This is a genomic window from Blautia liquoris (genome assembly GCF_015159595.1).
Taxonomy (GTDB): Bacteria; Bacillota; Clostridia; order Lachnospirales; family Lachnospiraceae; genus Novisyntrophococcus; species Novisyntrophococcus liquoris.
The window spans coordinates 1,102,608-1,124,739 of record NZ_CP063304.1 but is presented as its reverse complement, the minus strand read 5'-3'; the positions used below and the strand labels follow the sequence as shown (position 1 = coordinate 1,124,739).

General features: G+C 39.1%; 28 protein-coding genes. 4 read left to right on the top strand and 24 right to left on the bottom strand.

Annotated features, from left to right (window positions below; translation table 11 throughout):
* Window positions 1-63 precede the first annotated feature (63 nt).
* The 17 genes from INP51_RS05070 to INP51_RS04990 all read right to left on the bottom strand — a co-directional run bounded on the left by INP51_RS05070 (window position 64) and on the right by INP51_RS04990 (window position 12,509).
* Complete coding sequence (locus INP51_RS05070) at window positions 64-420, bottom strand: DUF2200 domain-containing protein (RefSeq protein ID WP_193736641.1); 357 nt, start codon at window positions 418-420, stop codon at window positions 64-66.
* A 3-nt stretch (window positions 421-423) separates the two neighbouring features.
* The gene (locus INP51_RS05065) at window positions 424-963 is read right to left on the bottom strand and encodes a GNAT family N-acetyltransferase (protein WP_193736640.1); all 540 of its coding nucleotides are present in this window, start codon (window positions 961-963) and stop codon (window positions 424-426) included.
* Between the two features lie 171 nt (window positions 964-1,134).
* On the bottom strand, window positions 1,135-1,590 hold the full coding sequence (locus tag INP51_RS05060) for a GyrI-like domain-containing protein (RefSeq protein WP_193736639.1): 456 nt from the start codon (window positions 1,588-1,590) through the stop codon (window positions 1,135-1,137).
* 22 nt (window positions 1,591-1,612) lie between these two features.
* Window positions 1,613-2,002, bottom strand: a complete 390-nt coding sequence (locus INP51_RS05055) for a VOC family protein (RefSeq protein ID WP_193736638.1) — start codon at window positions 2,000-2,002, stop codon at window positions 1,613-1,615.
* Between the two features lie 5 nt (window positions 2,003-2,007).
* A complete protein-coding gene (locus tag INP51_RS05050; RefSeq protein WP_193736637.1) occupies window positions 2,008-2,919 on the bottom strand; it encodes a helix-turn-helix transcriptional regulator in 912 nt (303 codons plus the stop codon).
* 156 nt (window positions 2,920-3,075) lie between these two features.
* Window positions 3,076-3,510: a hypothetical protein gene (locus INP51_RS05045; protein ID WP_207736897.1), complete on the bottom strand. Its 435-nt coding sequence runs from the start codon at window positions 3,508-3,510 to the stop codon at window positions 3,076-3,078.
* Window positions 3,497-3,970: a DUF3990 domain-containing protein gene (locus tag INP51_RS05040; protein ID WP_193736636.1), complete on the bottom strand. Its 474-nt coding sequence runs from the start codon at window positions 3,968-3,970 to the stop codon at window positions 3,497-3,499. Before INP51_RS05040 ends, INP51_RS05045 begins: the two co-directional genes overlap by 14 nt.
* A gap of 211 nt (window positions 3,971-4,181) precedes the next feature.
* Window positions 4,182-5,174, bottom strand: a complete 993-nt coding sequence (locus INP51_RS05035; RefSeq protein ID WP_193736635.1) for a uroporphyrinogen decarboxylase family protein — start codon at window positions 5,172-5,174, stop codon at window positions 4,182-4,184.
* A 141-nt stretch (window positions 5,175-5,315) separates the two neighbouring features.
* Entirely contained in the window at window positions 5,316-5,561 is a 246-nt protein-coding gene (locus INP51_RS05030) for a helix-turn-helix domain-containing protein (protein WP_193736634.1), read from the bottom strand.
* Window positions 5,562-5,846: 285 nt separating this feature from the next.
* Window positions 5,847-6,617, bottom strand: a complete 771-nt coding sequence (gene ygiD, locus INP51_RS05025) for a 4,5-DOPA-extradiol-dioxygenase (RefSeq protein WP_193736633.1) — start codon at window positions 6,615-6,617, stop codon at window positions 5,847-5,849.
* A 44-nt stretch (window positions 6,618-6,661) separates the two neighbouring features.
* A complete protein-coding gene (locus INP51_RS05020; RefSeq protein ID WP_207736911.1) occupies window positions 6,662-7,237 on the bottom strand; it encodes a uracil-DNA glycosylase family protein in 576 nt (191 codons plus the stop codon).
* A 291-nt stretch (window positions 7,238-7,528) separates the two neighbouring features.
* Window positions 7,529-8,227, bottom strand: a complete 699-nt coding sequence (locus tag INP51_RS05015) for a C45 family peptidase (RefSeq protein WP_193736631.1) — start codon at window positions 8,225-8,227, stop codon at window positions 7,529-7,531.
* Window positions 8,228-8,261: 34 nt separating this feature from the next.
* The gene (locus tag INP51_RS05010) at window positions 8,262-8,663 is read right to left on the bottom strand and encodes a VOC family protein (RefSeq protein ID WP_230406880.1); all 402 of its coding nucleotides are present in this window, start codon (window positions 8,661-8,663) and stop codon (window positions 8,262-8,264) included.
* A 146-nt stretch (window positions 8,664-8,809) separates the two neighbouring features.
* Window positions 8,810-9,073 carry a CD3324 family protein gene (locus tag INP51_RS05005; RefSeq protein WP_193736630.1) on the bottom strand — a complete coding sequence of 88 codons (264 nt, stop codon included), beginning with the start codon at window positions 9,071-9,073 and terminating at the stop codon, window positions 8,810-8,812.
* A gap of 256 nt (window positions 9,074-9,329) precedes the next feature.
* Window positions 9,330-10,181, bottom strand: coding sequence for an HAD-IIB family hydrolase (locus INP51_RS05000; RefSeq protein WP_193736629.1), 852 nt, complete (start codon window positions 10,179-10,181; stop codon window positions 9,330-9,332).
* A 289-nt stretch (window positions 10,182-10,470) separates the two neighbouring features.
* Window positions 10,471-11,673: an oxygen-binding di-iron domain-containing protein gene (locus INP51_RS04995; RefSeq protein ID WP_193736628.1), complete on the bottom strand. Its 1,203-nt coding sequence runs from the start codon at window positions 11,671-11,673 to the stop codon at window positions 10,471-10,473.
* A 281-nt stretch (window positions 11,674-11,954) separates the two neighbouring features.
* A complete protein-coding gene (locus tag INP51_RS04990; RefSeq protein ID WP_193736627.1) occupies window positions 11,955-12,509 on the bottom strand; it encodes a TetR/AcrR family transcriptional regulator in 555 nt (184 codons plus the stop codon).
* A 157-nt stretch (window positions 12,510-12,666) separates the two neighbouring features.
* Between INP51_RS04990 and INP51_RS04985 the strand changes: the two genes are divergently transcribed.
* Both INP51_RS04985 and INP51_RS04980 read left to right on the top strand, forming a co-directional pair.
* A complete protein-coding gene (locus INP51_RS04985) occupies window positions 12,667-13,440 on the top strand; it encodes a hypothetical protein (RefSeq protein ID WP_193736626.1) in 774 nt (257 codons plus the stop codon).
* A 26-nt stretch (window positions 13,441-13,466) separates the two neighbouring features.
* Window positions 13,467-13,682, top strand: a complete 216-nt coding sequence (locus INP51_RS04980) for a hypothetical protein (RefSeq protein ID WP_193736625.1) — start codon at window positions 13,467-13,469, stop codon at window positions 13,680-13,682.
* Window positions 13,683-13,742: 60 nt separating this feature from the next.
* On the opposite strand, the gene INP51_RS04975 is transcribed toward INP51_RS04980, so the two are convergent.
* Window positions 13,743-14,288 (bottom strand): TetR/AcrR family transcriptional regulator, encoded by a 546-nt coding sequence (locus tag INP51_RS04975; RefSeq protein ID WP_193736624.1) that lies wholly within the window; start codon window positions 14,286-14,288, stop codon window positions 13,743-13,745.
* Between the two features lie 143 nt (window positions 14,289-14,431).
* Here INP51_RS04975 and INP51_RS04970 point away from each other — a divergent pair, with 143 nt between their 5' ends.
* A complete protein-coding gene (locus INP51_RS04970) occupies window positions 14,432-15,280 on the top strand; it encodes a hypothetical protein (RefSeq protein WP_193736623.1) in 849 nt (282 codons plus the stop codon).
* A gap of 260 nt (window positions 15,281-15,540) precedes the next feature.
* Here the strand turns inward: INP51_RS04970 and INP51_RS04965 are convergent, their stop codons facing one another.
* From INP51_RS04965 to INP51_RS04955, 3 genes are all read right to left on the bottom strand, one after another.
* On the bottom strand, window positions 15,541-16,095 hold the full coding sequence (locus INP51_RS04965; protein WP_193736622.1) for an NADPH-dependent FMN reductase: 555 nt from the start codon (window positions 16,093-16,095) through the stop codon (window positions 15,541-15,543).
* Window positions 16,096-16,335: 240 nt separating this feature from the next.
* A complete protein-coding gene (locus INP51_RS04960) occupies window positions 16,336-16,875 on the bottom strand; it encodes a DUF4825 domain-containing protein (protein WP_193736621.1) in 540 nt (179 codons plus the stop codon).
* Between the two features lie 225 nt (window positions 16,876-17,100).
* Entirely contained in the window at window positions 17,101-17,499 is a 399-nt protein-coding gene (locus tag INP51_RS04955; protein ID WP_331463512.1) for a pyridoxamine 5'-phosphate oxidase family protein, read from the bottom strand.
* 130 nt (window positions 17,500-17,629) lie between these two features.
* On the opposite strand from INP51_RS04955, the gene INP51_RS04950 reads away from it, so the two are divergent.
* Window positions 17,630-17,968, top strand: coding sequence for a winged helix-turn-helix transcriptional regulator (locus tag INP51_RS04950; protein WP_193736620.1), 339 nt, complete (start codon window positions 17,630-17,632; stop codon window positions 17,966-17,968).
* 380 nt (window positions 17,969-18,348) lie between these two features.
* Here the strand turns inward: INP51_RS04950 and rlmD are convergent, their stop codons facing one another.
* The 3 genes from rlmD to INP51_RS04935 all read right to left on the bottom strand — a co-directional run bounded on the left by rlmD (window position 18,349) and on the right by INP51_RS04935 (window position 22,116).
* Window positions 18,349-19,719: a 23S rRNA (uracil(1939)-C(5))-methyltransferase RlmD gene (gene rlmD, locus INP51_RS04945; RefSeq protein WP_193736619.1), complete on the bottom strand. Its 1,371-nt coding sequence runs from the start codon at window positions 19,717-19,719 to the stop codon at window positions 18,349-18,351.
* A 15-nt stretch (window positions 19,720-19,734) separates the two neighbouring features.
* The gene (locus INP51_RS04940; RefSeq protein WP_193736618.1) at window positions 19,735-20,682 is read right to left on the bottom strand and encodes a 3'-5' exoribonuclease YhaM family protein; all 948 of its coding nucleotides are present in this window, start codon (window positions 20,680-20,682) and stop codon (window positions 19,735-19,737) included.
* A gap of 123 nt (window positions 20,683-20,805) precedes the next feature.
* Window positions 20,806-22,116, bottom strand: coding sequence for a S1C family serine protease (locus INP51_RS04935; RefSeq protein ID WP_193736617.1), 1,311 nt, complete (start codon window positions 22,114-22,116; stop codon window positions 20,806-20,808).
* Between the last annotated feature and the right edge of the window lie 16 nt (window positions 22,117-22,132).

Sequence of the window (22,132 nt, the reverse complement as noted above, 5' to 3'; positions counted from 1 at the left end):
ATAAACATGCCAGCTGTATGTCATGTAGGAGGGATAAGCAGGAGTCTCCTTACCTATTTGGATTTATATCCCGCTTCTCAACACCTTCTCCATCGGCTTGCCTTTTGCCACTTCATCCACCAGCTTGTCTAACCAGCGTATCTTTTGAATAAGTGGGTCTTCTATTTCCTCGACACGGATTCCGCAGATTACTCCGGTGATTTTAGAAGCGTTGGGATTAATGTCAGGAGCTTCAGCAAAGAATGCCTCAAAGTCTGCTTCTCTATTAATCTGAGACTGCAGTCCTTGTTCATCGTAACCGGTCAGCCATTGGATGACGGTATCGACTTCCGCTTTCGTACGCCCTTTCCGTTCAACCTTTTGTATGTACATGGGATAAACACTGGATACTTTCATTCTGTATACACGTTCGCTATTCACGCTTCACTCCTCCAATTGATTCTCTCTGGTCATACAGGTAATGTGCTCCGTTCTGATGTCATCCATCAGTTTCCAATGAATATCTTTATTCGTATGGTGATATACGAAGCCGCACTTTTCCTGTACTCGCTTTGATTTTTGATTACCATCAAAATAACCGCACCATAGCTTATCCAATTTCAATTCTTCAAATGCATAACGAATAAGCTCTTCGCAGGCTTCCGGGATAAGGCCTTGCCCCCAAAAAGGAACTCCAATCCAATATCCTATTTCTCCCTCATTGTTTGGAATATCGAGATTACTTGCTTCTCCAATCATCAATCCGATACTTCCAATCGCTTTGCCATCGCTTTTCAGGCAGACTGCATATGTCTCATCTGCAGACAAAACATCTTTTATTATTTCTCTGCTGTTATCCACACTGGTATGCGGCGGCCATCCGGCAACCGGGCCTACCTGTGGGTCTTTCGCATATCTGTATAGGTTCTCTGCATCCGATTCCAGCCACGGACGGAGAATCAATCGATTTGTATATAATTCCATCTGCTCCACCACCTTCTGATTTTGCTTTATGTTACCATGAAACTTAGCATTTGTCATTTTCTTTCTGCTTTTTATCCCCCGCCTGCGCCAAAAATACCCGCCAGAGAAATCAATCTCCAACGGGTACCGCCTGCCTCATTTGTACTATTTTAAGAACTCTGAAGTCTTAATTTACTTTTCATTTACTGCAATCCAGGTTTCGCAGGTATAGTTCGGATCATCGACCTTTTCTGATGGATACACTTCAAGCTCAATGCCTTGCCCATACTCATACCTGTCACTTTGCGGAAAGAACTCTGAAACAATCTTTTTGTAGGTTGTTACGAATGCTTCCGGCATCTTTCCCTTACAGGTAAATACCGCATAAGTATGAGCCGGAATCTCTACAATTTCCAGATTATCATGTACAACTGGTCTTCCGTCATACTCCACACCAATGCCATAAGGAAATTTCAATGCTTCCATACCTCCTGAAAAACAGATTCCGAGCATTCCCTCCATCTTTGGCATTTTGGGAAAATAACTGCATATCTCTCTTGTAGAACCATCCTCTGCACATGCATCCCAAAATGCACTGATATCTTTTGTCGCTGTCCCACTGGCCGGTTTCTCTACCGTCTTCATCATACCACTTTTTCATATCTGTCTCCTATTCCGTAAATGAGCCAATTTCAATTAAGTTTCCCTCCGGATCAGCGATATAACAAGTACGCTGTCCCCAAGGTTCTGTTGCAGGTTCCATGATACTTTGTGCTCCGGCTCTTACTACCTCCTCATAAGCTCTATCCACCGCCGCATAATTTTCCACACTCATTGCAATTTCATAATGTCCATTGACGCCCGTGCAGTAAGAAAACCCTCTGCCTGTCATCTTTTCAAAATCTTTTTTTCCATAAAGCAGAAACAGCGTTCCGTCCTTTTCCAAAAACACATTTGATGTATTTTCGTCCTCCTTAATCTCAAAACCAAGAACCTCTCTGTAAAATCTAATCATCACTGCCATATCATCTACCATAATTCCAAATCCGTCTAATTTCATTATCCTCATCCTTTCTCATAAATATTTATGATGCTTTTTGCAGTTTTCAGAAGTCCGTTCCGTGCACTTACAGGTTCAAGTACCTCCACCTTACTCCCAAAAGTAAGAAGCCAGCTGAACAGATTCTCAAAGTCGGTATAATCTGCCTGAAATAAAAGCCTGCCATCCTCCTGTTCTTTGAAGCAAGATGATCCAAATTCCTCTACCAGTCTCCATTTCACCTCGGGTGCAAACAGTGCCTTTACCTTGATTTCTCCCGGAAAAATCTTCTCCACCGATAGGTCCGGGAGCATTGCCTCTCTGGGCATAAACCCAATCTCACATTTTTCCGGCATATCCATCCGATTCAGCTTAAATAATCGAAAATCCTTTCTTTTTGTACACCATCCCCACACATACCAGCTTGACCACTTAAATATCAGGTAATAAGGTTCCACCTCTCTTACACTGTCACCACCCGGTGCAAAGTAATGAAATCGTAAAAGCTTTTTCGCCTCAATCGCATCCTGTATTAACTCAATCTTCGGGGCCAGGGCGGCCTTGTACCAGGAGGACAGATCAATCAGTATGGAATCCCTTCCGCTTACCAAATTCGATGATCCGATTTTAAGCTTCTCCATAAGCTGCCCATAATAACGGCTTCCGCTTACACTGTCCAGACTCCGAAGGCCCGCAAGGATCACCTGCATATCTTTGGAAGTCAGCAATGTACGATCCATCCGGTATCCATCCATAATGCAGATACCGCCTCCAGACCCCTGCATGGTATGAATCGGGATTCCTGCTTTACATAAATCTTCGATATCTCTGTTAATGGTTCTTCTTGATACCTCGAACTTTTCTGCCAGTTCTGGTGCCGTTACCCTTTCTTTCTGTAATAATACAGAAAGAATTCCAATCAGCCTGTCTATCTTCATAGGAACTCCTTGTATTTCGTATCATATCAAATCTAACACGACAGCTATGTGTCATGTTATTTTATCATTTTTTCTGAAATTAAAAAAGACCTGCAGATGTTGAAATGATTCCGACATCCGCAGGTTAACAACTGCCTGATTGTGTAACCTGTAAACCTATAATAATTCCCCCTGTTGATAGCATTTAAAAATATACTCTCTTGATTGATAATAAAAATCCGAATTAAAGTTTGAAATAGCATCACTTATCCATGAGTTATATACTTCAATCAATGTCTCAATAATATCATCTCCGCTTACATCCTCTATCAGTCTTTCATATACTTCTCCTATTGCCCAATAATCGGGTACTTCATATTTGCATGCTTTTATATTATCAAAATCTCCTACCGGAATTTTACGCATTTCAATATAGTCATCTGCAACTTTTTGGATTGGCTCACAATGAAGTGTCCCTGCATACTTATATATTCGCTTTAAATACTCTCTTCCCAAATATTCTATTACCTGTTTTCTCTGTAATTTGCATTGACGCCCTATATATTCAATTAGACTACAGGAAAAAAATAAATCGCTATCATTCTTCATCATATACTTCATCCCCTTTCATAAATTGAAGTGTAGTCAACGCCTTTGCTGTATGAAAGCTTATTTGATGTGTCGGTTTCTTAAATTTTGCCAACGCCCAGAACGCTTCTCGAGATATTTTTCCATCAACAAAGTTTTGAACATAGTTATATATAGTGTCATTTGCCATTGGACCTTCAACAATATCATAATCATGCGGTTTGCCAAGCCTGCAGGCCACAATGAAATCAAGCCATTCTTCAGTCATTTCATTAAATTGCAGAATCTCTAATGATGAATCTGGTTGAAATAAATATTCGTTGATAATTCCACGACCACTATATCTTACCGCCCATCTTTCTGCCTGCTCTTTCATTATGGTGCAATAAAATCCATAATAAAAATCCTTATTATACTTAGCAATTTTAATTACAGGGGATTGTACTATTTCCTGACTTCCATGATAAATAATCCCTTCTTTCACACTGAACCCCTCTTTTCTCTATATATTTTTCTTCTCTGCTTCATATATCTTATAGTTTAACAAAATAAGCAAAATAATAAAAGCCATTATCGCAGAAAATTCACCACTATTTAATGTTTATTTTATCACAGAAAACATACAATTACTTTTCTTTTTCACTCTAAGATAAAAAATCCCGCCCCTTTTCAAAAGGACGAGATTTATCTTCGAATCAGCACTTATGTTCTTCATTATAACGGCTTATTTCGTCTGTGATACATTCAAAAACACCCGGGAAAATTGATTCTGGAAGACCATAGGTAATACTTGGTATAAATCCTCCGCCCGGCCCATACTCCTCACATGCTCTTCTGGCTTCTTTTCTTACAACTTCTTCTTTCCAATCAGCCATATCAATAATTGAATCAATTCCACCCATCAGTATTAGCTTACCGTCAAGTTCTTTCTGAAGTTTCAGAATATTATTGCCCGGCAGAACTCCCTGCCACGTGGTAACATGAATATCCACCATGTCCGGGACAATGCTTTCACACCAGCTATCCGAGCGATGTACAACCTGTACTCCACGGGATGTAATATATCCATACAGTTTTTCATATCTGGGTTTAAGAAATTCGTCAAACACATCCTTGCTGAAGAAAAGTCTGTCCTTTCCTCCCCAGTCATCATGTGACAATATGACGTCAAGCTCCAAATGGTCAAGCAGCTGTTTCGCATATTCCATCTTGAATTCAAACAGATAATCGAAAAGTTCATTCATTGCTTCTGGTTCTAACAAAAAATTCATCAGAGTATCTTCAAAACCCATCAGGGAATGTGCTGTTTCAAAAATACCGCTGACCATCAGTCCTGTGGCTAATTTCTCTTTACGGTCAATTTTTGCAAGGTCTTCTTTTGCAGCCGCCCATTCTTCTTCCGTATGCTCTAAACCAGGCATTTTAATATATTTTTTCCACTCTGTAACATCCTGAATCACTTTTGTCTTCTCCGTAACATACGGCATTCCGGCATGCTCTCCTTTTTTCCAACGGATCGTCACACCAAAGGGATTTAATGTATCTTGTCCCTCAATATAGCAGCCAAAATAAAAATCATATAAAAGGGGATCACGCAGAACAAATTCAAAAGGCTCATACTGGTTAACCAGGCGTTCAGGCTTCTTTCCGTTACATAATGCCAGATAATTTTCACGGGCAGTCATCATGATAATACCTCCTGTTTTTTTAATACTACATTCATATTATAGATTCCCACAGGGTCTTGTGTAAATTCTTTAAATAATAGCAATTTCATATAGTATTTCCGATAAAGCGTAGGAATTCATATCATTTTCCCCGGCAGCCACCTACTCCATAAGGTAATAGGACCATAAAAGGAAAAAGCGCTGCATCGGATCATCAAAGTCCGCATCAACTAAATTCTTTATACGGTCCAGCCGGTAAATCAGTGTGGTTCGATGAATTTGAAGACTATTTGAAGTCCTTGTAAGACTCATATTATTTTCAAAATAAACTTTTAATGTCAAAGATAATTTTGCATGATGCTCTTTGTCATATTCATTTAATATCCCAATTTTTTTGCTGCTTACCATATCTTTAGGAATATCCCTCGTACTCTGAGCAAAAATATATTGAAGCACATAGTCATCAAATTTGAAACGCCAGAAGAAGCCGTCCTTTTGACTTCCAATTTCATAGGCCGCAACTGCCTGAAAATAAGAGTACCGAAGTTTTAAAAAATCTTTTCCTATCGAACTGATTCCGACTTTAAACAGACCCTCCCTTAAAAATCTTCATTTAAAAATCTCACTTTTCATAATTATAATAAAAATGCCCCTAAGAACTGGGACATTTTGAAGTATTTGCTGCGTGCCGTTCTAGCTAAATAAATAACTCGTCATAGATAAAGAACCCATTACGCAGCTGTTGTTATAGACCGATATCTTATCCTCCTGATCGGCGGCGCCCAATATGTATAAGATTGGGTTAAAGTGATCCGGCATAGGTACAGCTAACCTTGCCGTTTCTCCTAAATCCATATAATGAATGACATTTTCATAATTTCTATTTTTGATATTCTCTTTGATATAATCGTCGAACTGATAAGCCCAATCAAACCCTTTGTCATCCATTTCCCAGTCAACCCTCCGCAGATTATGAACGATATTTCCGGTACCAAACAGAAGAACGCCTTGTTGTCTTAAGGATTTCAGCTCCTTACCAATCTGATAATGCACCTCCGGCGGCGCAGAGGCATCTATACTGATTTGAAAGACTGGAATTTCCTTTTCGGGGTACATATGAACCAGCACAGACCAAGTCCCGTGGTCAATACCCCAGGAATTGTCAAATACACTTTGCCTGCTAATTAATCTTTTTACATCTCCTGCAAGTTTTGGATTACCGGGAGCATTATACAGAATCTCATATAGCTTTTCGGGAAATCCGTACATATCATAGACCGTCTTGGGATTTTCCTCGTTCATGATCCTAGTTCCTTTTGTAAACCAATGAGCTGAGATTGATATGATGGACTCTGGCTTAGGTATTTCCTTCACCATTTTTCCCCAGGTCCTGGTATAACTATTATCTTCTATTGCATTCATCGGCGAACCGTGGCCTATAAACAGCATCGGCATTTTAGACATATTGTCGGCTCCTTCTTTCTTTATAAATGTTAGTTAAGGTTTCCTTATAAATTCTTATCCACAATTTCTTTTAGAACAGGCAAAACATCCATTTCAAACCATGAATTCTTTTTCAGCCAGCCCAGATTTAAGGGAGACGGATGAACTAAGGGGAAATATTCCGGTAAATATTTTTGAAAATTTCTTACTGTTTCAGTTAAACTTTTCTCCAGTCTTTTATTTAAATAATATTTCTGTGCATAGCTGCCGATTAAAATTATGGTTTCAATATTGGGCATCTCATCCAGTAAACATGGATGCCATTTTTCTGCAAAGCCTTTTCTGGGCGGGACATCGCCGTTTTTCGCTTTTCCCGGATAATAGAAATCCATAGGCAGATGAGCAATCCGATCCGTATTATAAAATGTTTCGCGAGATACTCCCATCCATTCTCTTAATCGGTCTCCGCTTAAATCATTCCAAAACAACTGAGTTGCTTCTGCTTTACGTCCTGGTGCCTGTCCAACTATGACAATACGCGCATCTACAGAAGCTTTAAATAATGGTGGAATTCCCATTTTTGTATAGGATTCGTTCATTGGATCGGCTATAATTTCCTGTTTGATTTTTTCGAATGTCATCATATTCACTTCCATCTTTATTCTTTCCCCGAATGATTTCAATTATCCGGCTCTTTATTTAATATTTCTCTTTAATAAATTCTGTAACATCCGAGATCTCCGGAAACAAGCATGCTTTATTAATTGAAAATTTATCCAGCATTTTAAGGATGCTTTTTTTCTTTTGAGCTTCAATTATAAATACTTGAATCTTACCTTGTTCTGTATAGCGATACTTATTAAAGATAATCACACCCTAACATATTTTTTTACTGTTAATTACATTTTACATCAATTATCCGTATTTTTCCATCAAATAAATGGATATTCCGCTATATTTTCGAAGTCATTGTTCAATACATAGTAAACTTTATTTTCTCTGACAGAATACACAAAGGAAACTCTTGTTGCCCAAAGTCCTTCTTGCTTTACAGATTTCAATATATGAAATGCATTCGCAATGGAAAAGTCATTGTCACATTCTTCAAGTTGCTCGTCAGCTCTTTCAAATCTATCATCTCCAGACACAATATATGGCCTGGTTACCTTGGGACTTAACACCGAATAGTTTGTAATGAGCGAATACCCCGCTTGCTCTAATCGGTACCCCAATCCCGGCTCGATAATAAGCACACGCCCATCCATATCCGAAAGCATAGCCTGCATAGTAGCATCTGGAGCATAGACAATCTTGTTTTTTTGTACCAGATTCAGAACATCATCAAGTGAAAGTATTCCTTTGATGAAATCTTCTGTTAATTCAGAAATCGTAGAACACGTTCTGCTTGCAGTATATTTCCCATTTTCATTTCCGTTCACATAAAGCAGCGTACCCACATTACCGTTTTTATTTATTCCGTGAAAGGAATGATATTTGTTATCCGGCATTTTTATTCCAATATAAAACCGGTTTTTTTCTTTGATAATTGTATGTGTCCATACAGAGGGGTCAATATCAAAGTTAAATCCCACAATGGTATCATTTCCATTATAAACAAATCTCGTGCACATAAAATTAAATCTCCTTAATTCTGTCTCCCATATTTTACTGCTTTTTCCCAAACCCAATCCATCTTCCGTCAATATCTTCTAATACAAACTCTTTGTTATTATAGTCCGTTTCTTGAAGAGTACGGACAATTTTCGCACCTTTTGACAAAAATTCTTTTTGCAAGTCTTCCTGGGTATCCGCAATGATATAAAGATCATAGCCATATCCATATAACGCTCTGTTAGGAAAAACTTTTAAAGTATTTGCCTTTGTTAATATTATTTCCGTGTTATCACGGTAAAGACAAATATGTGCTTCTTTTGAATGTAAATACTTTTCAACCTTAAATCCCAAGACATTTGCATAATAATCCGCCGTTCTTTCTACATTGGGTGACGGTAATACGGCATGTGATTGCTGCAGCATTCGTTGTTCTCCTCTCATAAATATTTTCATATTAAGCGTAGCAAATCCGTTCTCCTACTTCAATACACGATACAGTTAGGTAGTGTTTCGTATATACAGAAAACCTGCCACTGGCAGCTTTCCTTGCATACTTTGGTATAAAATAAGAGGCTGCATATAGCAACCCCTCATTTATTTTAATGAGAATATATAATTTTTCTTATGGCATACACAGAAAGAGAATATTCCTCCGCAAGATTTTCAATAGAAATCCCGTTGTCATATTTCTGGATAATCTCCTTGTTCCTTGCATCGATTTCTTTCCGGGCACCCGACAATTCTCCCCAACTCCTATGCTGCCCCTTTTTTGCGGGAATATATAGATATCCGCCCTGTAAATATTCTTGCAGCTCCTTAACTAAGGCATCAGGAAGAATATCCATCGCATTTAAATATTTCATGCAGGCCTCCTCCTTGATAATTGTCATCAAGTTGCAAAGCCAGCACACGAATCAGCGACTATATTACTCTATGCAAAGATCGCCTGATTTTACTGGCTTTGCATAGAGAATTGCTTGATTTTTTTTCATAAGCCTGCACCTCTTTTCAAATATATCTTTATTGTCTTTAGAATCCAAATATGGATAATGTATTTAAGCCTTCTTCCAGTTTGTCGATAGTACCTATCAAATTCTGATATGTTGCTGTCCTATATCCTTATCTCTTTGCACAAACTTCGCCATACAGGTTCCCGTAACTTTTATTTTCATTCTGTAACAATAATATTTTTTCAATTGCTTGTAAAACACCGTTGTCATCATTGGATTTTGTGATAAACGTGGCCTTTTCTTTTATTTGATCAGATGCATTACGAACAGCAAAACTATATGTTGCTGCGTCCATTAATTCTATGTCATTTAATCCATCACCAAATGCCATTGTTTCATCCTTTGTTACATTCAATATTTTTTGAAGCTGATGTACCGTCGTTCCTTTATGAACATTATAATTTGAAATGTCAATCCAAGCTGCTTCAGATGCTACAATATATGCTTTATCTTTAAATTCTAAAAGCTGTTTCACATGTTCAAAACATCTTAATTTAGCATCGAAAACTGTAATTTTAACGAAATCTTCTTTGATCTCTCGGAAATTATCCAAAACTTTGACTACAGCATAAGATTGACGTAGTTTTTCCACAATTTCTTTATCTACAGTTGACTTTATGAACGCAGATGTAGGTGTACATGCTATGATCGTATGATCAGAAGCAATAGATTCGAGCTTATCGATTATATTTATTCCCAACGAATTTGGTAAAAAAGATTCGTATACATATTCACCATTGTATTTTATACGAGTAGCGCTATCTCCTAATATCCAAATGTCTTTTGAATCTTCAAAGTTAAAAAGCTCTTCTACACGTTCACACTGTTTTCCTGTACATGCTGCAAAGGCAATATGATTGATATCCATGATTTTCTTTATCTTTTGATAATATTCTTTTTCGAAACTGCCTTTAGAATTTAGAAATGTTCCATCTAAATCAGTAATAATAAGTTTAATCATAATGACCTCCCTATCTATTTAAAGTGAAATTCCAATAGTTGCTTTATTCGTATTCTCCTCTTCATTACTTCCAAAGGCCGAATCTACTTTTCCAAATTATATCATGCAGATAGTTCATTTTCAATGTTACATGTTTTATCATTCTCAGTTCTAAAAACAAAAAACACCTTGGCACAAAGGCAAAAAAATGACCGATATAGGGATCATAGTCTTACAGCACAATTTTCATGAATGTCATATGAAAAACAGTCCCCAAAAGACTTTTACATCTTATGGGGATTATTGTTTTTTATAAGTTCTCTGCGAACTGTTTTCCGTATTCTTCTGCTTCGGCGAGAACACCTTCGTCCGGCACCCAGATTCTCTCGAATCCGTCATTTACGATTTCAAATCCACAGCCCTTTAGTGCTTCAGTCATCTGTTTAACTACACCGCCGCTCCAACCGTAGCTTCCGAAAGCTGCCGCTTTTTTCTTCTTAAAGCGAAGTCCCTTGATCATCTCCAGCATTCCTCCAATGGAATGCATAAATCCATAGTTGATGGCTGGCGATCCGACCAGAACTGCTTTGGATCGAAATACTTCTGTCACGATATCGTTCTTATCCTCTTTGCTGGCATTAAAAAGTTTGATCGTAATATCCGGCCTTACTTTGTATATCCCCCGTGCAATTGCCTCTCCGATTTTTCGTGTGGAATTCCACATGGTATCATACATGATTGTGACCTGATTCTCCTGATAAGCATCCGCCCATTCCAGATATTTTTCAACAATCTCCGTCGGATTTGACTTCCAGATGATTCCGTGACTCGGTGCAATCATATCAAGTGGCAGATTCATCGCGAGAATTTCATTGATTTTTTTCTTTGCCTGGTTCGCATAGAGGTTTAGAATGTTTGCCCAATACTTCATCGCCTCATGGTAAACTTCTTCTTTATTTACATCCTCATCAAACAAGGATTCCGAAGCAAAATGCTGACCAAAACCATCATTGGAAAATAGAATATGTTCGCCTTCTCCGGCATCCATATAGGTGAACATTGTATCCGGCCAGTGGAGCATCGGTGCCTCCACGAATGTAAGCGTAACATCACCGAGATCTAAGGTGCCACCTGTCTTCACGTTTACAAAGTTCCAATCTTCCGGATGATAGTGTCCTTTGATGATGCTCTCACCTTTCGCTGTGCAGTAGATCGGCGTATCCGGGATCTCTCGCATCAGTTCCGGTAAAGAACCAGAATGGTCGATTTCATTGTGATTCATCACAATATAGTCAATAGAAGAAAGATCAACCTCCTCTTGCAGACGGGATACAAACTCTTTATCATATGGCTGCCAGACTGTATCAATCAAAACTGTTTTTTCACTGCCACGTACAAGGTATGCATTGTATGAGGATCCATCATAAGTTGAGAGTTCATTTCCATGAAAGCTTTTCAGCTCCCAGTCTGTTTTTCCTACCCAGGTTACGTGATTTGAAACTTTTTTACCCATAGTAATCTGCCTCCATTCAAAACACTTTCTTTTGTTTGTTATGTCCAGTATAACACATCTCTCAGAAAGTTATGTGGTTATAACAACATTATAGGTAAAAACCTCTAATTGATCTTATGGCAGCAATATTGAATATTTCATCTTTTTGAATTGATGACCCCATATTCTCTTCAATACTTCCAAAAAAAAAAGGCATTATGCTGCGCTTTCCAACAGTGTACATTCATAGCTGGCAAGATACAGAAGACTTCGAAGTATATATTTCTGCACTTATTGGTTCCTTATGATTCTTCCTCCGTGTATGAATTCTTATTTGACAACATGTTTATAAAAGCTCTTGCCATCTGCCTCGGCGATTCGACAGCGTCGCTTTTCAACCACTGAATGGTTGTATTAAACATTGCCCCCGATAGAAAATATAGACGATAACGTTCCATAGACTTTTGTGGCATATCTCCGATGTTAAGCTCCGCAAACCGATTCATATCTTCCTGAAGGAAGGTTCCAAATCCATTGTCATACAATAACAGGATATAATCCTTTTGCTGCAAATAATGTTGGAGTGCCATGACTAATTTTGCCTCATTAAATATATCCGCAACAGATTCTGAGAACGTAATCATATGGGCAACTTCCTTGCGCTGACGCTCCATGTATGCCTCAATAATTCCTTCTTTTGATTCAAAATTCCGATAGTAAGATGCTCTTGCCACGCCAGAAACTCTGATGATATCAGAGACCGTTATTTCTGAAAACGATTTGTTTTTTAATAAAGTAAACAAAGCTTTTTCAATACTTTTTTTTACTCTTTCATTTTCAATCACTCTTTTATCCATGTCTTTCCTGTTTCCCCTTATCTATTTTATAAATGTTTTGAAGTTAGTCTCAACTAAAACATGATACATAATTGATGATATTGACTCAGGTAATCCCCTTGTTATTATATACTGATGTGATACAATTTGTCTATGATATATTTTAAGGAGGTACGATTTGAAAGACTACAAAGTAGAGTTTGATATTGACGGCAATTCCTACTCACAAGAGATGATTGAAGCATTTGAATTTGAACGAAATAAGCATGTTTTACATGAGATGATCTATCTTGGCGCAGAGGTTACAGACAATGGGAAATCTCTTTCTTATACCGACATTGATTTCTTAAGCAAAACAGATGCTGCCCGTCTTAATTTAGAAACCAAGGTAAAATTGGGAACCGATAAGCTTTTAGAACTATACAAAGATGAAATTACGAAAACAGACAAAATGTGGAAAGATATCATTTCCAATTATAAGGAGGGCGATCCCTATCAGCCCTGTGTTACCCATATGAAGGTCACTGGTGTTACCATGGATGACTTAGGCGAAGGGCTGATGCTCGCTATGGCGGGTGACGATTCATCACTGGCTGCCAATCCTGAACACTACGGACATGTCATGACTGAGGAGGTACCGGCAGGCTTTGAAGGAATGGGGATGTTTGGCGGACCTAATCTAATGAGAATCATGTTTGCGCCTGACATTAAAATTCCACTGGATATTCCTGAGGATTATCTGCCATTCACAATTGGGTATTCACAGCTTGGCGATGGAACCGATATGCACACTTTGGCAGCACACTATATCAAGGATACAGACGAGGGAATTGAGATGCTGCTCACCTGTTGTTTCCCACAAGGTACTCCTAAAGAACTTGTAGATGGTCATAAGATACATCTGGCCAGCGAATTCCTCGGTCTTGTGAAAATAGCAGCTGAAGAACTTTAATTGAATCAGAAATGGAGGACAACATTATGGCAAAATTCACAGAAGAAAGCACATTTGCAGAAGTATTAGAGACCACAGAAGGTACAGAAGTGGCAAGAAAACATTTGGGTGGCCTGTTAGACCGCCCATCTGTAGGAATGATGAAGAACAAACCACTTGGAGAACTTAAAAATATGATTCCATTGCCTCCCATCAAAAAGAAATTTGAAGCTATGGTAGATGAATTGTGTACACTGGAGTAGTTAAAATATCCCTACAGGACAGCTTCCTGTGGGGATATTTTTATACTGCGTACAGCAGAATCAAGACAAAAATTCTTCGATTTTAATCAGTCCCTTCTTCAGCTCTTTCTTTGATGGAACTCGCTGCTTCTCTAAAATAAAATCAATATTGCTCATCGCCAAATTGACAACCAAATAAATAGTGAAAGCATTTTCAGAAACATTTAATGTTTTCGCATATTCGCGCTTAAACAGACTGCGCAGTTTCGCATCGAAACTATTCATACCCAAATTAAGGGCACGGACAAGCATGATTTTTTTTCGATTTCCAATCAAATAAGCAGTCAATTCCTCATCAAAGAAAGAATAACTGTCGAATTTCTTCTCTTGTTCTCTTTTTTTTATATTCTGTTCAAAAGCATCTGCAAAATGCTCCAGATACTGATCGATGAGTTTTTCTGCCAATTCGTAAATATTTTCGTAATGAGCGTAAAATGTCGTTCGGTCAATCAAACTCTTTTTTGCAAGCTTTGCAATAGAAATATCATGAAAGGGTGTTGTCTCAAGTAACTTCAAAAAACTTTGTTGAAGCATTTGCTCGGTTCTTTCAAATCGTAAATCCGCCATTTTCATGTCCGCCTTCCTTTTATAGATATCTTTATTCTACAGGATGTTGCTTTACTCTACAAGTAGCCGTTCTATGTTGTTGTCATATTGCATGTATAATCTTATAATTTAGTTACAAAATAAATTTCAATGGAGGTATCCTAATGAACGACTTTAAAATAAAGTTCACTGTCGACGGACGTACTATTTCTGAAAAGGAGATATTGGAAATGGAACTCAGTCGTTATCACCATGTTTTCCACATATTTGATGAAAAGGAAATTCCCATTTCCTTAAATAATAAAACCTTATCCCTCAAGGAACTCTTAGATCTGCCACTTGAAAGTGCTAAGGTTGCTTTAGCCCAAACCCGGGAAAACATCGGTAAAGAAAAGACGCTGAAACTATTCAAACCGGAAATTGATCGAGGTGACCAGATGTGGAAAGATATCGCAGCTTCTTCCCGCACCGGAGTCAATTTTCAAGAATCATATGTCGAAGTGGAGACAGAAAACATCTCTTTAATCCAATTTCTGATGTTTAATCAAAGTTTAATGAAGACTAACAATTTGTATCTGCCATCTACAATCCATCCTGAGCATTACTATTTTGATGCTGATAAAACAGGGCGGCAGGTAATCATCGAAACCTTTGGCATGTATCAGGATCCATCCTATCTTGATTTGAAACCAGGAAGCAAAGAAGACTATCCGGTTAAACCTGGCAAAGATGTAGATATCGTGATGGCCGGAAAAACTTTTCTTCGCTCAAACGGTCAAGACACGAAGATGATGGGCATGCACCAATTGACGAACACCCCAACCGGTATGAAAGTAAAGTTGGGTGTATTTCTTCCTGAAAATGCACCAAAGGAAATTGGCGAAGGTCATAAATGGCATCTGATGGTCGAATTCAACAATGGTTTGCATATAGCTGCAAAACAACATCCTAATTTTATTCAAAAGAAAGTATTAGAGACAGCCATTAATCGGATGAAAAAAAACAACCAATAATTGAAATAATCTCTTTTCTCGATCCTTGTCAACGGCCCCGATTTTCTGTCATCTCTCTGATGATAGACATAGAATTTATCCCTTTATCCAAAGGGCATACACCCCCCAAACCAGGTACCTGGATGTTGATAATATAATTGGAAAAAGCCAGATGTATTCGCTGCTACATAAGTTGTATGCACTGAATATACCTGGCTTTAATCCTTTTGTAAGATTTTGGGATATGTTATTGTTTCTAAATTCGTTTTGATATGTCTAAACTAATCTGTTAGTTTATTAAAGAAAATAATATACTCATCAACGATTTTTTGGAAAAACTCAACTGTATCTTCTAAAAATTCCCCTTGTTCGTTAAGAGTATTTTGGACACTGCCAATATAAGCTTCGGGTTGTTGCAATACCAATACATCTAAAAATACTAATGACTGGCGTAAATGATGGTTCGCTCCAAATCCTGCAATTGGCCCTACAGAAGCGCTAACCACCAAGCCTGGTTTCTTAGCCCATACACTTTCGCCATACGGGCGAGATCCTACGTCTAGCGCATTTTTTATAGCTGCAGGGAGAGAACGATTGTATTCAGGGGTAAAAAAGAATACTCCATCCATTGTTTTCGCTGCTTCTCTAAACTTAGTCCATGCATCCGGAATTTTCCCTTCTACATCTAAATCTTCATTGTAAAGAGGCAATTCCCCAATTTCAAGAAATACTGCCTCAAATCCATCTGGCAATAAAGTTGCAAATTTTTTTGCTATTTTTTTGTTGTATGAGTCTTTTCTTAAACTCCCAACAATAAATCCAATTTTCCTTGCCATATCTTTTTCCTCCCTTAATAAGGTATTAATCAGGCATTTGTCAAATGCTGAAACCTCTTGATTTTATTAAGTTCTGTTGCTTCAATTATATAAATGATCTTGTACTTACGACAATTGTTTTATATAATATATTATATAGCAAAAAATAAATAATTCAATAGACAAACATATGCTTTTATTGCAAATACTATCTCCTAATTTTTCAGCATCATAGTAGTATGAATGGCATATCTTTTCTGCCTAATCAAAAAACTGTCTGATAAAGTCATTTGAATTTAATTTGCTTTGAACCTGATTATCCCAAATTTCTTTATCAAGAAGTTCCGACAATGGGTTTCCTAAAATTCTTTTAATTTTCCCTCTGTCAAAAAAATAGCTATTGTCAGAAAAATTGTATGTTATCTCCGACAAATTATCTATTGCAGACATAGCTGCAATAGAATTATAAACCATATTTTTTTTGATTCTTTCTTCCCCTACAACTCCAATGCTATCTGAATAGTTTACGGTCAATGAACGGGTATCAGAATTAATTTCAAATGTCTTTGGCAAATCATTTAGAGGTAACACGCTAAATAATTTTGTAACATTAGTGGCATCGCCCATATAACTGGTTCGATAATCTTCAATCGCTGTAATATCGTGCGTAGAAGCGTCAGATTGATTTTTTGTATATTTCTCTTCCCTTGCATTGTTTACTTTAAAAATCCCCAACTGAATCGTTCCGAACACAATGATCCCGACAGCCAAAAGGACAATAAAAATTTTGCTTTTCTTCACTCTCAACTTGATCCCCTTTCTACTGCTATTAAATAATAACTATGTTGTATTTATTTTACCTTAAAATACCCTACGGGTCATTATAAACCGTATGGTTGATAATGACAACGATTATTTCAGTTATTACTGTCTCTGAGGACAAAAAATCCCATGACTCGGCATTCGAATCATGGGCTGTTATCTTCTAACTTCCATTATTTTGTTTTAGGCAAACTGGGAATTTCCTTATAGTGATATTGTTTTTGGTTCTTCTGTGAACGATGATATCGTTGCAATACCGCTTGTAAAACAAAATACTGTCATTAAATTATCATCTACTGTATACATACTCGATAAAGCAGCAGTATTTTGATCCATCATCGCTACTCTTGCTTCTCTGCGGGTATCTTCTTCCACATTGCCAGCTACACGGATCCATTTCCCTTTACTCATACCGCAGATTTCAACATTCGCATTATTCTTCATCTGATGATATACATTTTTCTGATTATTCGTTACAAAATACAGCTTCCCTTCAAACTCTGCAACCGCACCAAACGGTCTAACTCGAGGCTGTCCATCTTCATTAGTTGCTAAATAAAATGTTCCACTGTCTCTTAAAAATTCTAATACTTCATTCATCATGATTACTCCTTCTCTTCTTGATAATTTTTGCCTATGAGTATATTATATATTGTAAGAGCAATTTCGCAAGTACGATATTTATTGATACCAGTATTTTTACTGATACTGTTCTTGAGAAAAGGAGAGCGCTATGGAAAAGAAACATTTATTTGGTAAATGCCCCTATGTTACATCGCAAAAAGTGTTGACTGGAAAATGGTCCATGTACATTATTTATCTACTGGAGCAGGCAGGAACCATTCGGTTCAATGAACTTCAACGACAAATGCCAGAAGAAATGACGCACACCACTTTATCCAGGCAACTAAAAGCCCTTGAAAATGAGGGACTAATCGTCCGTACAGAATATGCTCAAATACCCCCCAAAGTAGAATACTCACTTAGTGAGATCGGAGCAAAATTTTCTCCTGTGTTAAAGGCTTTAGAGGAGTGGGGTGATCAATACATTGCATATATGAAGCAAAAATAGTCAGTCCTGCATAATTCGGATTTTGGTTTCTGCTATCATACATCGGAGCAATTCTTTCAAGAGGTATAAAATTTATGCAAAGTAAAGTGTAAAGTCTGTTGTTAATCCGGCAAGACCTGCTGCAGCCATTGCTGCGCTAGATACAGGCAAGAGTATCTTTAGCGACTATAACGATGTACAGTTAATGATGGCAAACTTAGGATTTGGACGCAAATAAATGAATTCTACTCTGATTTTTGCGGTGCGCCGGAAAATTTTGTGTAAAAACAGATTCACGAACAGAGTGAAACAGGGAAAAAAGCGAGGGTTTGCCCTGCAAATCAGGGCGGTGGATTCGGCCGTGATTACCGTTCTTCCGGGCGGGGCAAACGCCCGTAGAATCAAGGTTTCCGCACCAGAAGGCAGGCAGTCTCAACGTGCACCGTCTGCGAAAACTGATCCACACCCCTGACTCTCTTCATCTCATACCCGTGTCTGCACAGATACTTCAGATCCCTTGCCAGGGTCGCCGAATCGCAGCTTACATACACAATTTTCTCCGGCTGCATCTGTATCATGGTGTCGAGTACACTCTCTTCGCAGCCTTTTCTCGGCGGATCCACGACGATGACGTCTGCATGGATCTGTTCCTTTTCATACTTATCCGGCAGCACATCTTCTGCCCTGCCTGTGAAAAACTTCGCATTTTCGATTTTATTTAATTTGGCGTTATGTCTAGCGTCTTTGATGGCCTCCGGTACGATTTCCACACCGTACACTTGTTTTGCTTTCTGCGCAAGAAAGAGCGATATCGTTCCGATCCCGCAGTACAGATCCCAGACGGTCTCGTCTCCATGCAGATCTGCATATTCGAGTGCCGTTTCATAGAGAACTTTTGTCTGGGCCGGATTTACCTGATAAAAGGACAACGGGGAGATCTGAAACTGGATTTTGCCAATATAATCAGTAATGTAGGTCTGTCCCCACAGCAGATCGATCTTATCACCCATGATGACATTCGTCTGCTTCGTATTCGTGCAGGTCGTGATGCTTGTCATCCCGGGAATTTCCCGCAGATCTTCTATCAAGTCTTCCGTTCTCGAAAGATTCTTTCCATTGATGACGAGACACACCATCACTTCCTTCGTCGAAAATCCATAGCGAATCAGGATATGGCGCACAAGACCATTTCCGGCTGCTTCATCATATGCCGTGATATGATTTCTCTCCATCCAGGCTATGACAATGTCAAGCACCTGTTCATTTTCTTTGACGCCCAGATAACATCTGCGATTATTGATAATGTTGTGTGTCCGTCCTGCGTAAAAACCTGTAATCAGATTTCCGTCTTTGTCTGCCCGTATCGGAAATACAGCTTTGTTCCTATAATAAAAGGGCTCATCCATTCCCAAAATGGGTTCTATCGGGATATCTGATTCCGGAAATCCTCCGATTCTGGTCAGGTTATTAAGAACTTTGTTCTGCTTGAAACGAAGCTGCTCTTCGTAGGACATGGCCTGAAGCTGACATCCACCACATGGTCTTGCGATGGGGCAAAGCGGCTCCACCCGGTAAGGCGAAGGAGTAACCACCTTCTCCAGATGAGCATAACCATAGTGTTTCTTCGCCTTCATGATCTTGACCTCAACTTCGTCACCAATCACTGCGTCTTTGACAAACAGCGTGTAGCCATCTGCCTTTCCGATCCCTTCCCCATCATTTCCCATATCCTCAATTTTCAGGGTCAAAACATCATTTTTTCTGTGATTCATCGCACACCTCAATCTCTAGCACTCAGAGGATTTTCTTATATTTGATTCGAAGAAACGGTTATAACCGAGCCATCCCCTGTTGTCTCCCGCTTTTTCGACGATCTCAGACATCGTCTCCATCTTGGCATCGGTATTGTCCGCAAGATTCAAAGCCAGTGCCTCCGGAAGAGCCGGTTTCTTCGGTGAACCATATTCCAGTTCTCCGTGATGTGCCAGAATACAGTGTTTCAGCTCAAGTTCAAGTTTTTGCGGAAATCCAGGGATCGTGAGTACCGCATCATGAATCATTTCCGCACCTATCATAATATGACCGAGAAGCTGTCCGTCATCGGTATAATCATTTGCCGGAAATGCTGAAAGTTCTTTTGTCTTCCCGATATCGTGGAATAGTGCAGAAGTAATCAAAAGGTCCCGGCTTAAAACCGGGTATGCATTTGCATAAAAATCGCACAGCCGGGTCACGCCAAGTGTATGCTGCAAAAGACCACCCAGAAAACCGTGATGCACGTTTTTAGCAGCAGAGCTTCCTTTGAAAGCCTTAATCAATTCCTCATCTTTTTCAAAATAATACGACAGCAGCTGTGAGTAATAAGGATTCTTTACGCTTCTTACAAACTGCAATAGCTCCTGGTACATCGTCTCTGTGTCGAATTTGCTCGTCGGAAGATAATCTGCAGGATTGTACTCGCCTTCATTTACCTTTCGCACTCTCTTGATGCTCACCTGCAGGGAGCCTGCAAAGCTAGTCACATCACCTACAACATCGATGTAATCTAAGGAATCAAAATCGCCGATCCCGTTGGAATTCGGCTCCCAGATCTTGCCGTCAATCGTTCCTGTCTTATCCTGAAGAACTACATTCTCGTAACACTTCCCGTTCTTCGTCACCGCTGGTTGTTTGTGTTTACACAGATAAACACCTGTCATTCTGTTACCCTCATGTAATTCCTGAATATATTTCATCTTTTTACTTATTCTCCTATCTAAGTAGAGTCCATGCAATCATATACAAACGCATAATAAGGACATTCCTACTGCCTATGTATCCATTATTTTACCTGAAAACGTGACAAATTTCAAGAATCCTTAATTTTCTCCCACGGTAACCTCGAATGGGAGCTCTCCGTAGCCTTCTGCCCCTCTTCTCATGGCTGTTATTGCAACCTTCTGCCCTGGTTTGCACTTATCCATGCTGTCGTGATACTGTTTCAGTGAGGTGATTTTATCGTCATTAAACTTCACAATCACATCCTGTTCCTTGATCCCGGACTGCATCGCCGGAGAATCCGGCTGTATTGTTGTGACCAGCACTCCTTTGGGAATTCCGATCTTGTCTGCAATTTCTTTCGTGACATCCTGTCCCTTGATTCCGATATAGTTCAGCTGTTCATTATTCGACAATTTTTCGATCAGCGGCTTGATCTGCGACACTGCAAGAGCTGTGATGATATTTTTATCATCGGAACTGTAACTTTGTGCGATAATTCCCACAATCTCTCCATCCAGATTCACCAGAACACCGCTTCCTTCCTTACTTCCCATAATATCAGTAGTCAGCAAGTTATACTCGGTATCGATCGTTGAAATCTTATTGGTGACAGAAGTTATGATGCCATACGCTACAGAATCGCTGTAACCAATGGGATTTCCGACTGCAAGAATCGGCTCACCCTGAGACACACCATAAGAATTGCCAAGCGGCGAGATTTCCATCCCCTCACGAGTCTGCTGTTTAAGCTCCGACCTTGGAACTTTTAAGATCGAAAGCCCAGTGTTTGGATCATGTTTCAGGTAAGTCGCATCGATCACAGAACCGTCCCAGAACGTCACCTGAATCCGCTCTACATTCTCCACGACCCTATATTCCGTTAGTATGAAGAGATCTTGTCCATTGTCTGCAACTAGAAGCCCGGAAATCTGCTGCCTGTTCTCATAATTCTGATTAAAATAATCCATCCAGTTTGTGATGCCAATTACTGTCACGATGGCACGTTTCGGCTTTTCGGCCACGTCAAGCATTTCCTTGTACAGCCGTTTATACTCCACAAGTCCGATTTCGTCTGTTTTCGCCTCTTCCGTCGGCTGAGACTCTGACGTAGAGGAAGCAGATGAGGATGATACTGATGAGGAATTCGAGGCAGAAGAAGAATCTTCCGGCTGCGGTGCCACTGATGGATCCTCATCATTTGGAATGTCCACTTTCGGAGGTCTCATCTTCCCGTGAATCGCCGTCTGGGCATTCGGTTCCACCCATGCAAAGATCAGGGCAGCTGCCGCCCCAAAGAGTATTCCTGCCCCAAGAATCAGGGCGATTCGGGCCAGGATGTCTTTCTTATTCCATTTCTTTTTCTTGATACTTTCTTTGAGAAAATCAAAAGGCTTCTGATCATGATCCATAACCGTGTCTCCTACA

Bases quoted from the DNA above. Each gene is read 5' to 3' on its own strand.
- ygiD (WP_193736633.1), bottom strand. From the start codon at position 6,617: ATGTCTAAAATGCCGATGCTGTTTATAGGCCACGGTTCGCCGATGAAT.
- INP51_RS04970 (WP_193736623.1), top strand. From the start codon at position 14,432: ATGAACGACTTTAAAATAAAGTTCACTGTCGACGGACGTACTATTTCT.
- INP51_RS04995 (WP_193736628.1), bottom strand. From the start codon at position 11,673: ATGGGTAAAAAAGTTTCAAATCACGTAACCTGGGTAGGAAAAACAGAC.
- INP51_RS05055 (WP_193736638.1), bottom strand. From the start codon at position 2,002: ATGAAATTAGACGGATTTGGAATTATGGTAGATGATATGGCAGTGATG.
- INP51_RS05065 (WP_193736640.1), bottom strand. From the start codon at position 963: ATGGAATTATATACAAATCGATTGATTCTCCGTCCGTGGCTGGAATCG.
- INP51_RS04965 (WP_193736622.1), bottom strand. From the start codon at position 16,095: ATGGCAAGGAAAATTGGATTTATTGTTGGGAGTTTAAGAAAAGACTCA.
- INP51_RS04940 (WP_193736618.1), bottom strand. From the start codon at position 20,682: ATGAAATATATTCAGGAATTACATGAGGGTAACAGAATGACAGGTGTT.
- INP51_RS05035 (WP_193736635.1), bottom strand. From the start codon at position 5,174: ATGATGACTGCCCGTGAAAATTATCTGGCATTATGTAACGGAAAGAAG.
- INP51_RS05045 (WP_207736897.1), bottom strand. From the start codon at position 3,510: ATGATGAAGAATGATAGCGATTTATTTTTTTCCTGTAGTCTAATTGAA.
- INP51_RS05005 (WP_193736630.1), bottom strand. From the start codon at position 9,073: ATGAAATATTTAAATGCGATGGATATTCTTCCTGATGCCTTAGTTAAG.
- INP51_RS04980 (WP_193736625.1), top strand. From the start codon at position 13,467: ATGGCAAAATTCACAGAAGAAAGCACATTTGCAGAAGTATTAGAGACC.
- INP51_RS05010 (WP_230406880.1), bottom strand. From the start codon at position 8,663: ATGAAAATATTTATGAGAGGAGAACAACGAATGCTGCAGCAATCACAT.
- INP51_RS05050 (WP_193736637.1), bottom strand. From the start codon at position 2,919: ATGAAGATAGACAGGCTGATTGGAATTCTTTCTGTATTATTACAGAAA.
- INP51_RS05020 (WP_207736911.1), bottom strand. From the start codon at position 7,237: ATGACATTCGAAAAAATCAAACAGGAAATTATAGCCGATCCAATGAAC.
- INP51_RS04950 (WP_193736620.1), top strand. From the start codon at position 17,630: ATGGAAAAGAAACATTTATTTGGTAAATGCCCCTATGTTACATCGCAA.
- INP51_RS04955 (WP_331463512.1), bottom strand. From the start codon at position 17,499: ATGATGAATGAAGTATTAGAATTTTTAAGAGACAGTGGAACATTTTAT.
- INP51_RS04990 (WP_193736627.1), bottom strand. From the start codon at position 12,509: ATGGATAAAAGAGTGATTGAAAATGAAAGAGTAAAAAAAAGTATTGAA.
- INP51_RS05015 (WP_193736631.1), bottom strand. From the start codon at position 8,227: ATGTGCACGAGATTTGTTTATAATGGAAATGATACCATTGTGGGATTT.
- INP51_RS05000 (WP_193736629.1), bottom strand. From the start codon at position 10,181: ATGATTAAACTTATTATTACTGATTTAGATGGAACATTTCTAAATTCT.
- INP51_RS04975 (WP_193736624.1), bottom strand. From the start codon at position 14,288: ATGGCGGATTTACGATTTGAAAGAACCGAGCAAATGCTTCAACAAAGT.
- rlmD (WP_193736619.1), bottom strand. From the start codon at position 19,719: ATGAATCACAGAAAAAATGATGTTTTGACCCTGAAAATTGAGGATATG.
- INP51_RS05030 (WP_193736634.1), bottom strand. From the start codon at position 5,561: ATGGTAAGCAGCAAAAAAATTGGGATATTAAATGAATATGACAAAGAG.
- INP51_RS05060 (WP_193736639.1), bottom strand. From the start codon at position 1,590: ATGATGAAGACGGTAGAGAAACCGGCCAGTGGGACAGCGACAAAAGAT.
- INP51_RS04935 (WP_193736617.1), bottom strand. From the start codon at position 22,116: ATGGATCATGATCAGAAGCCTTTTGATTTTCTCAAAGAAAGTATCAAG.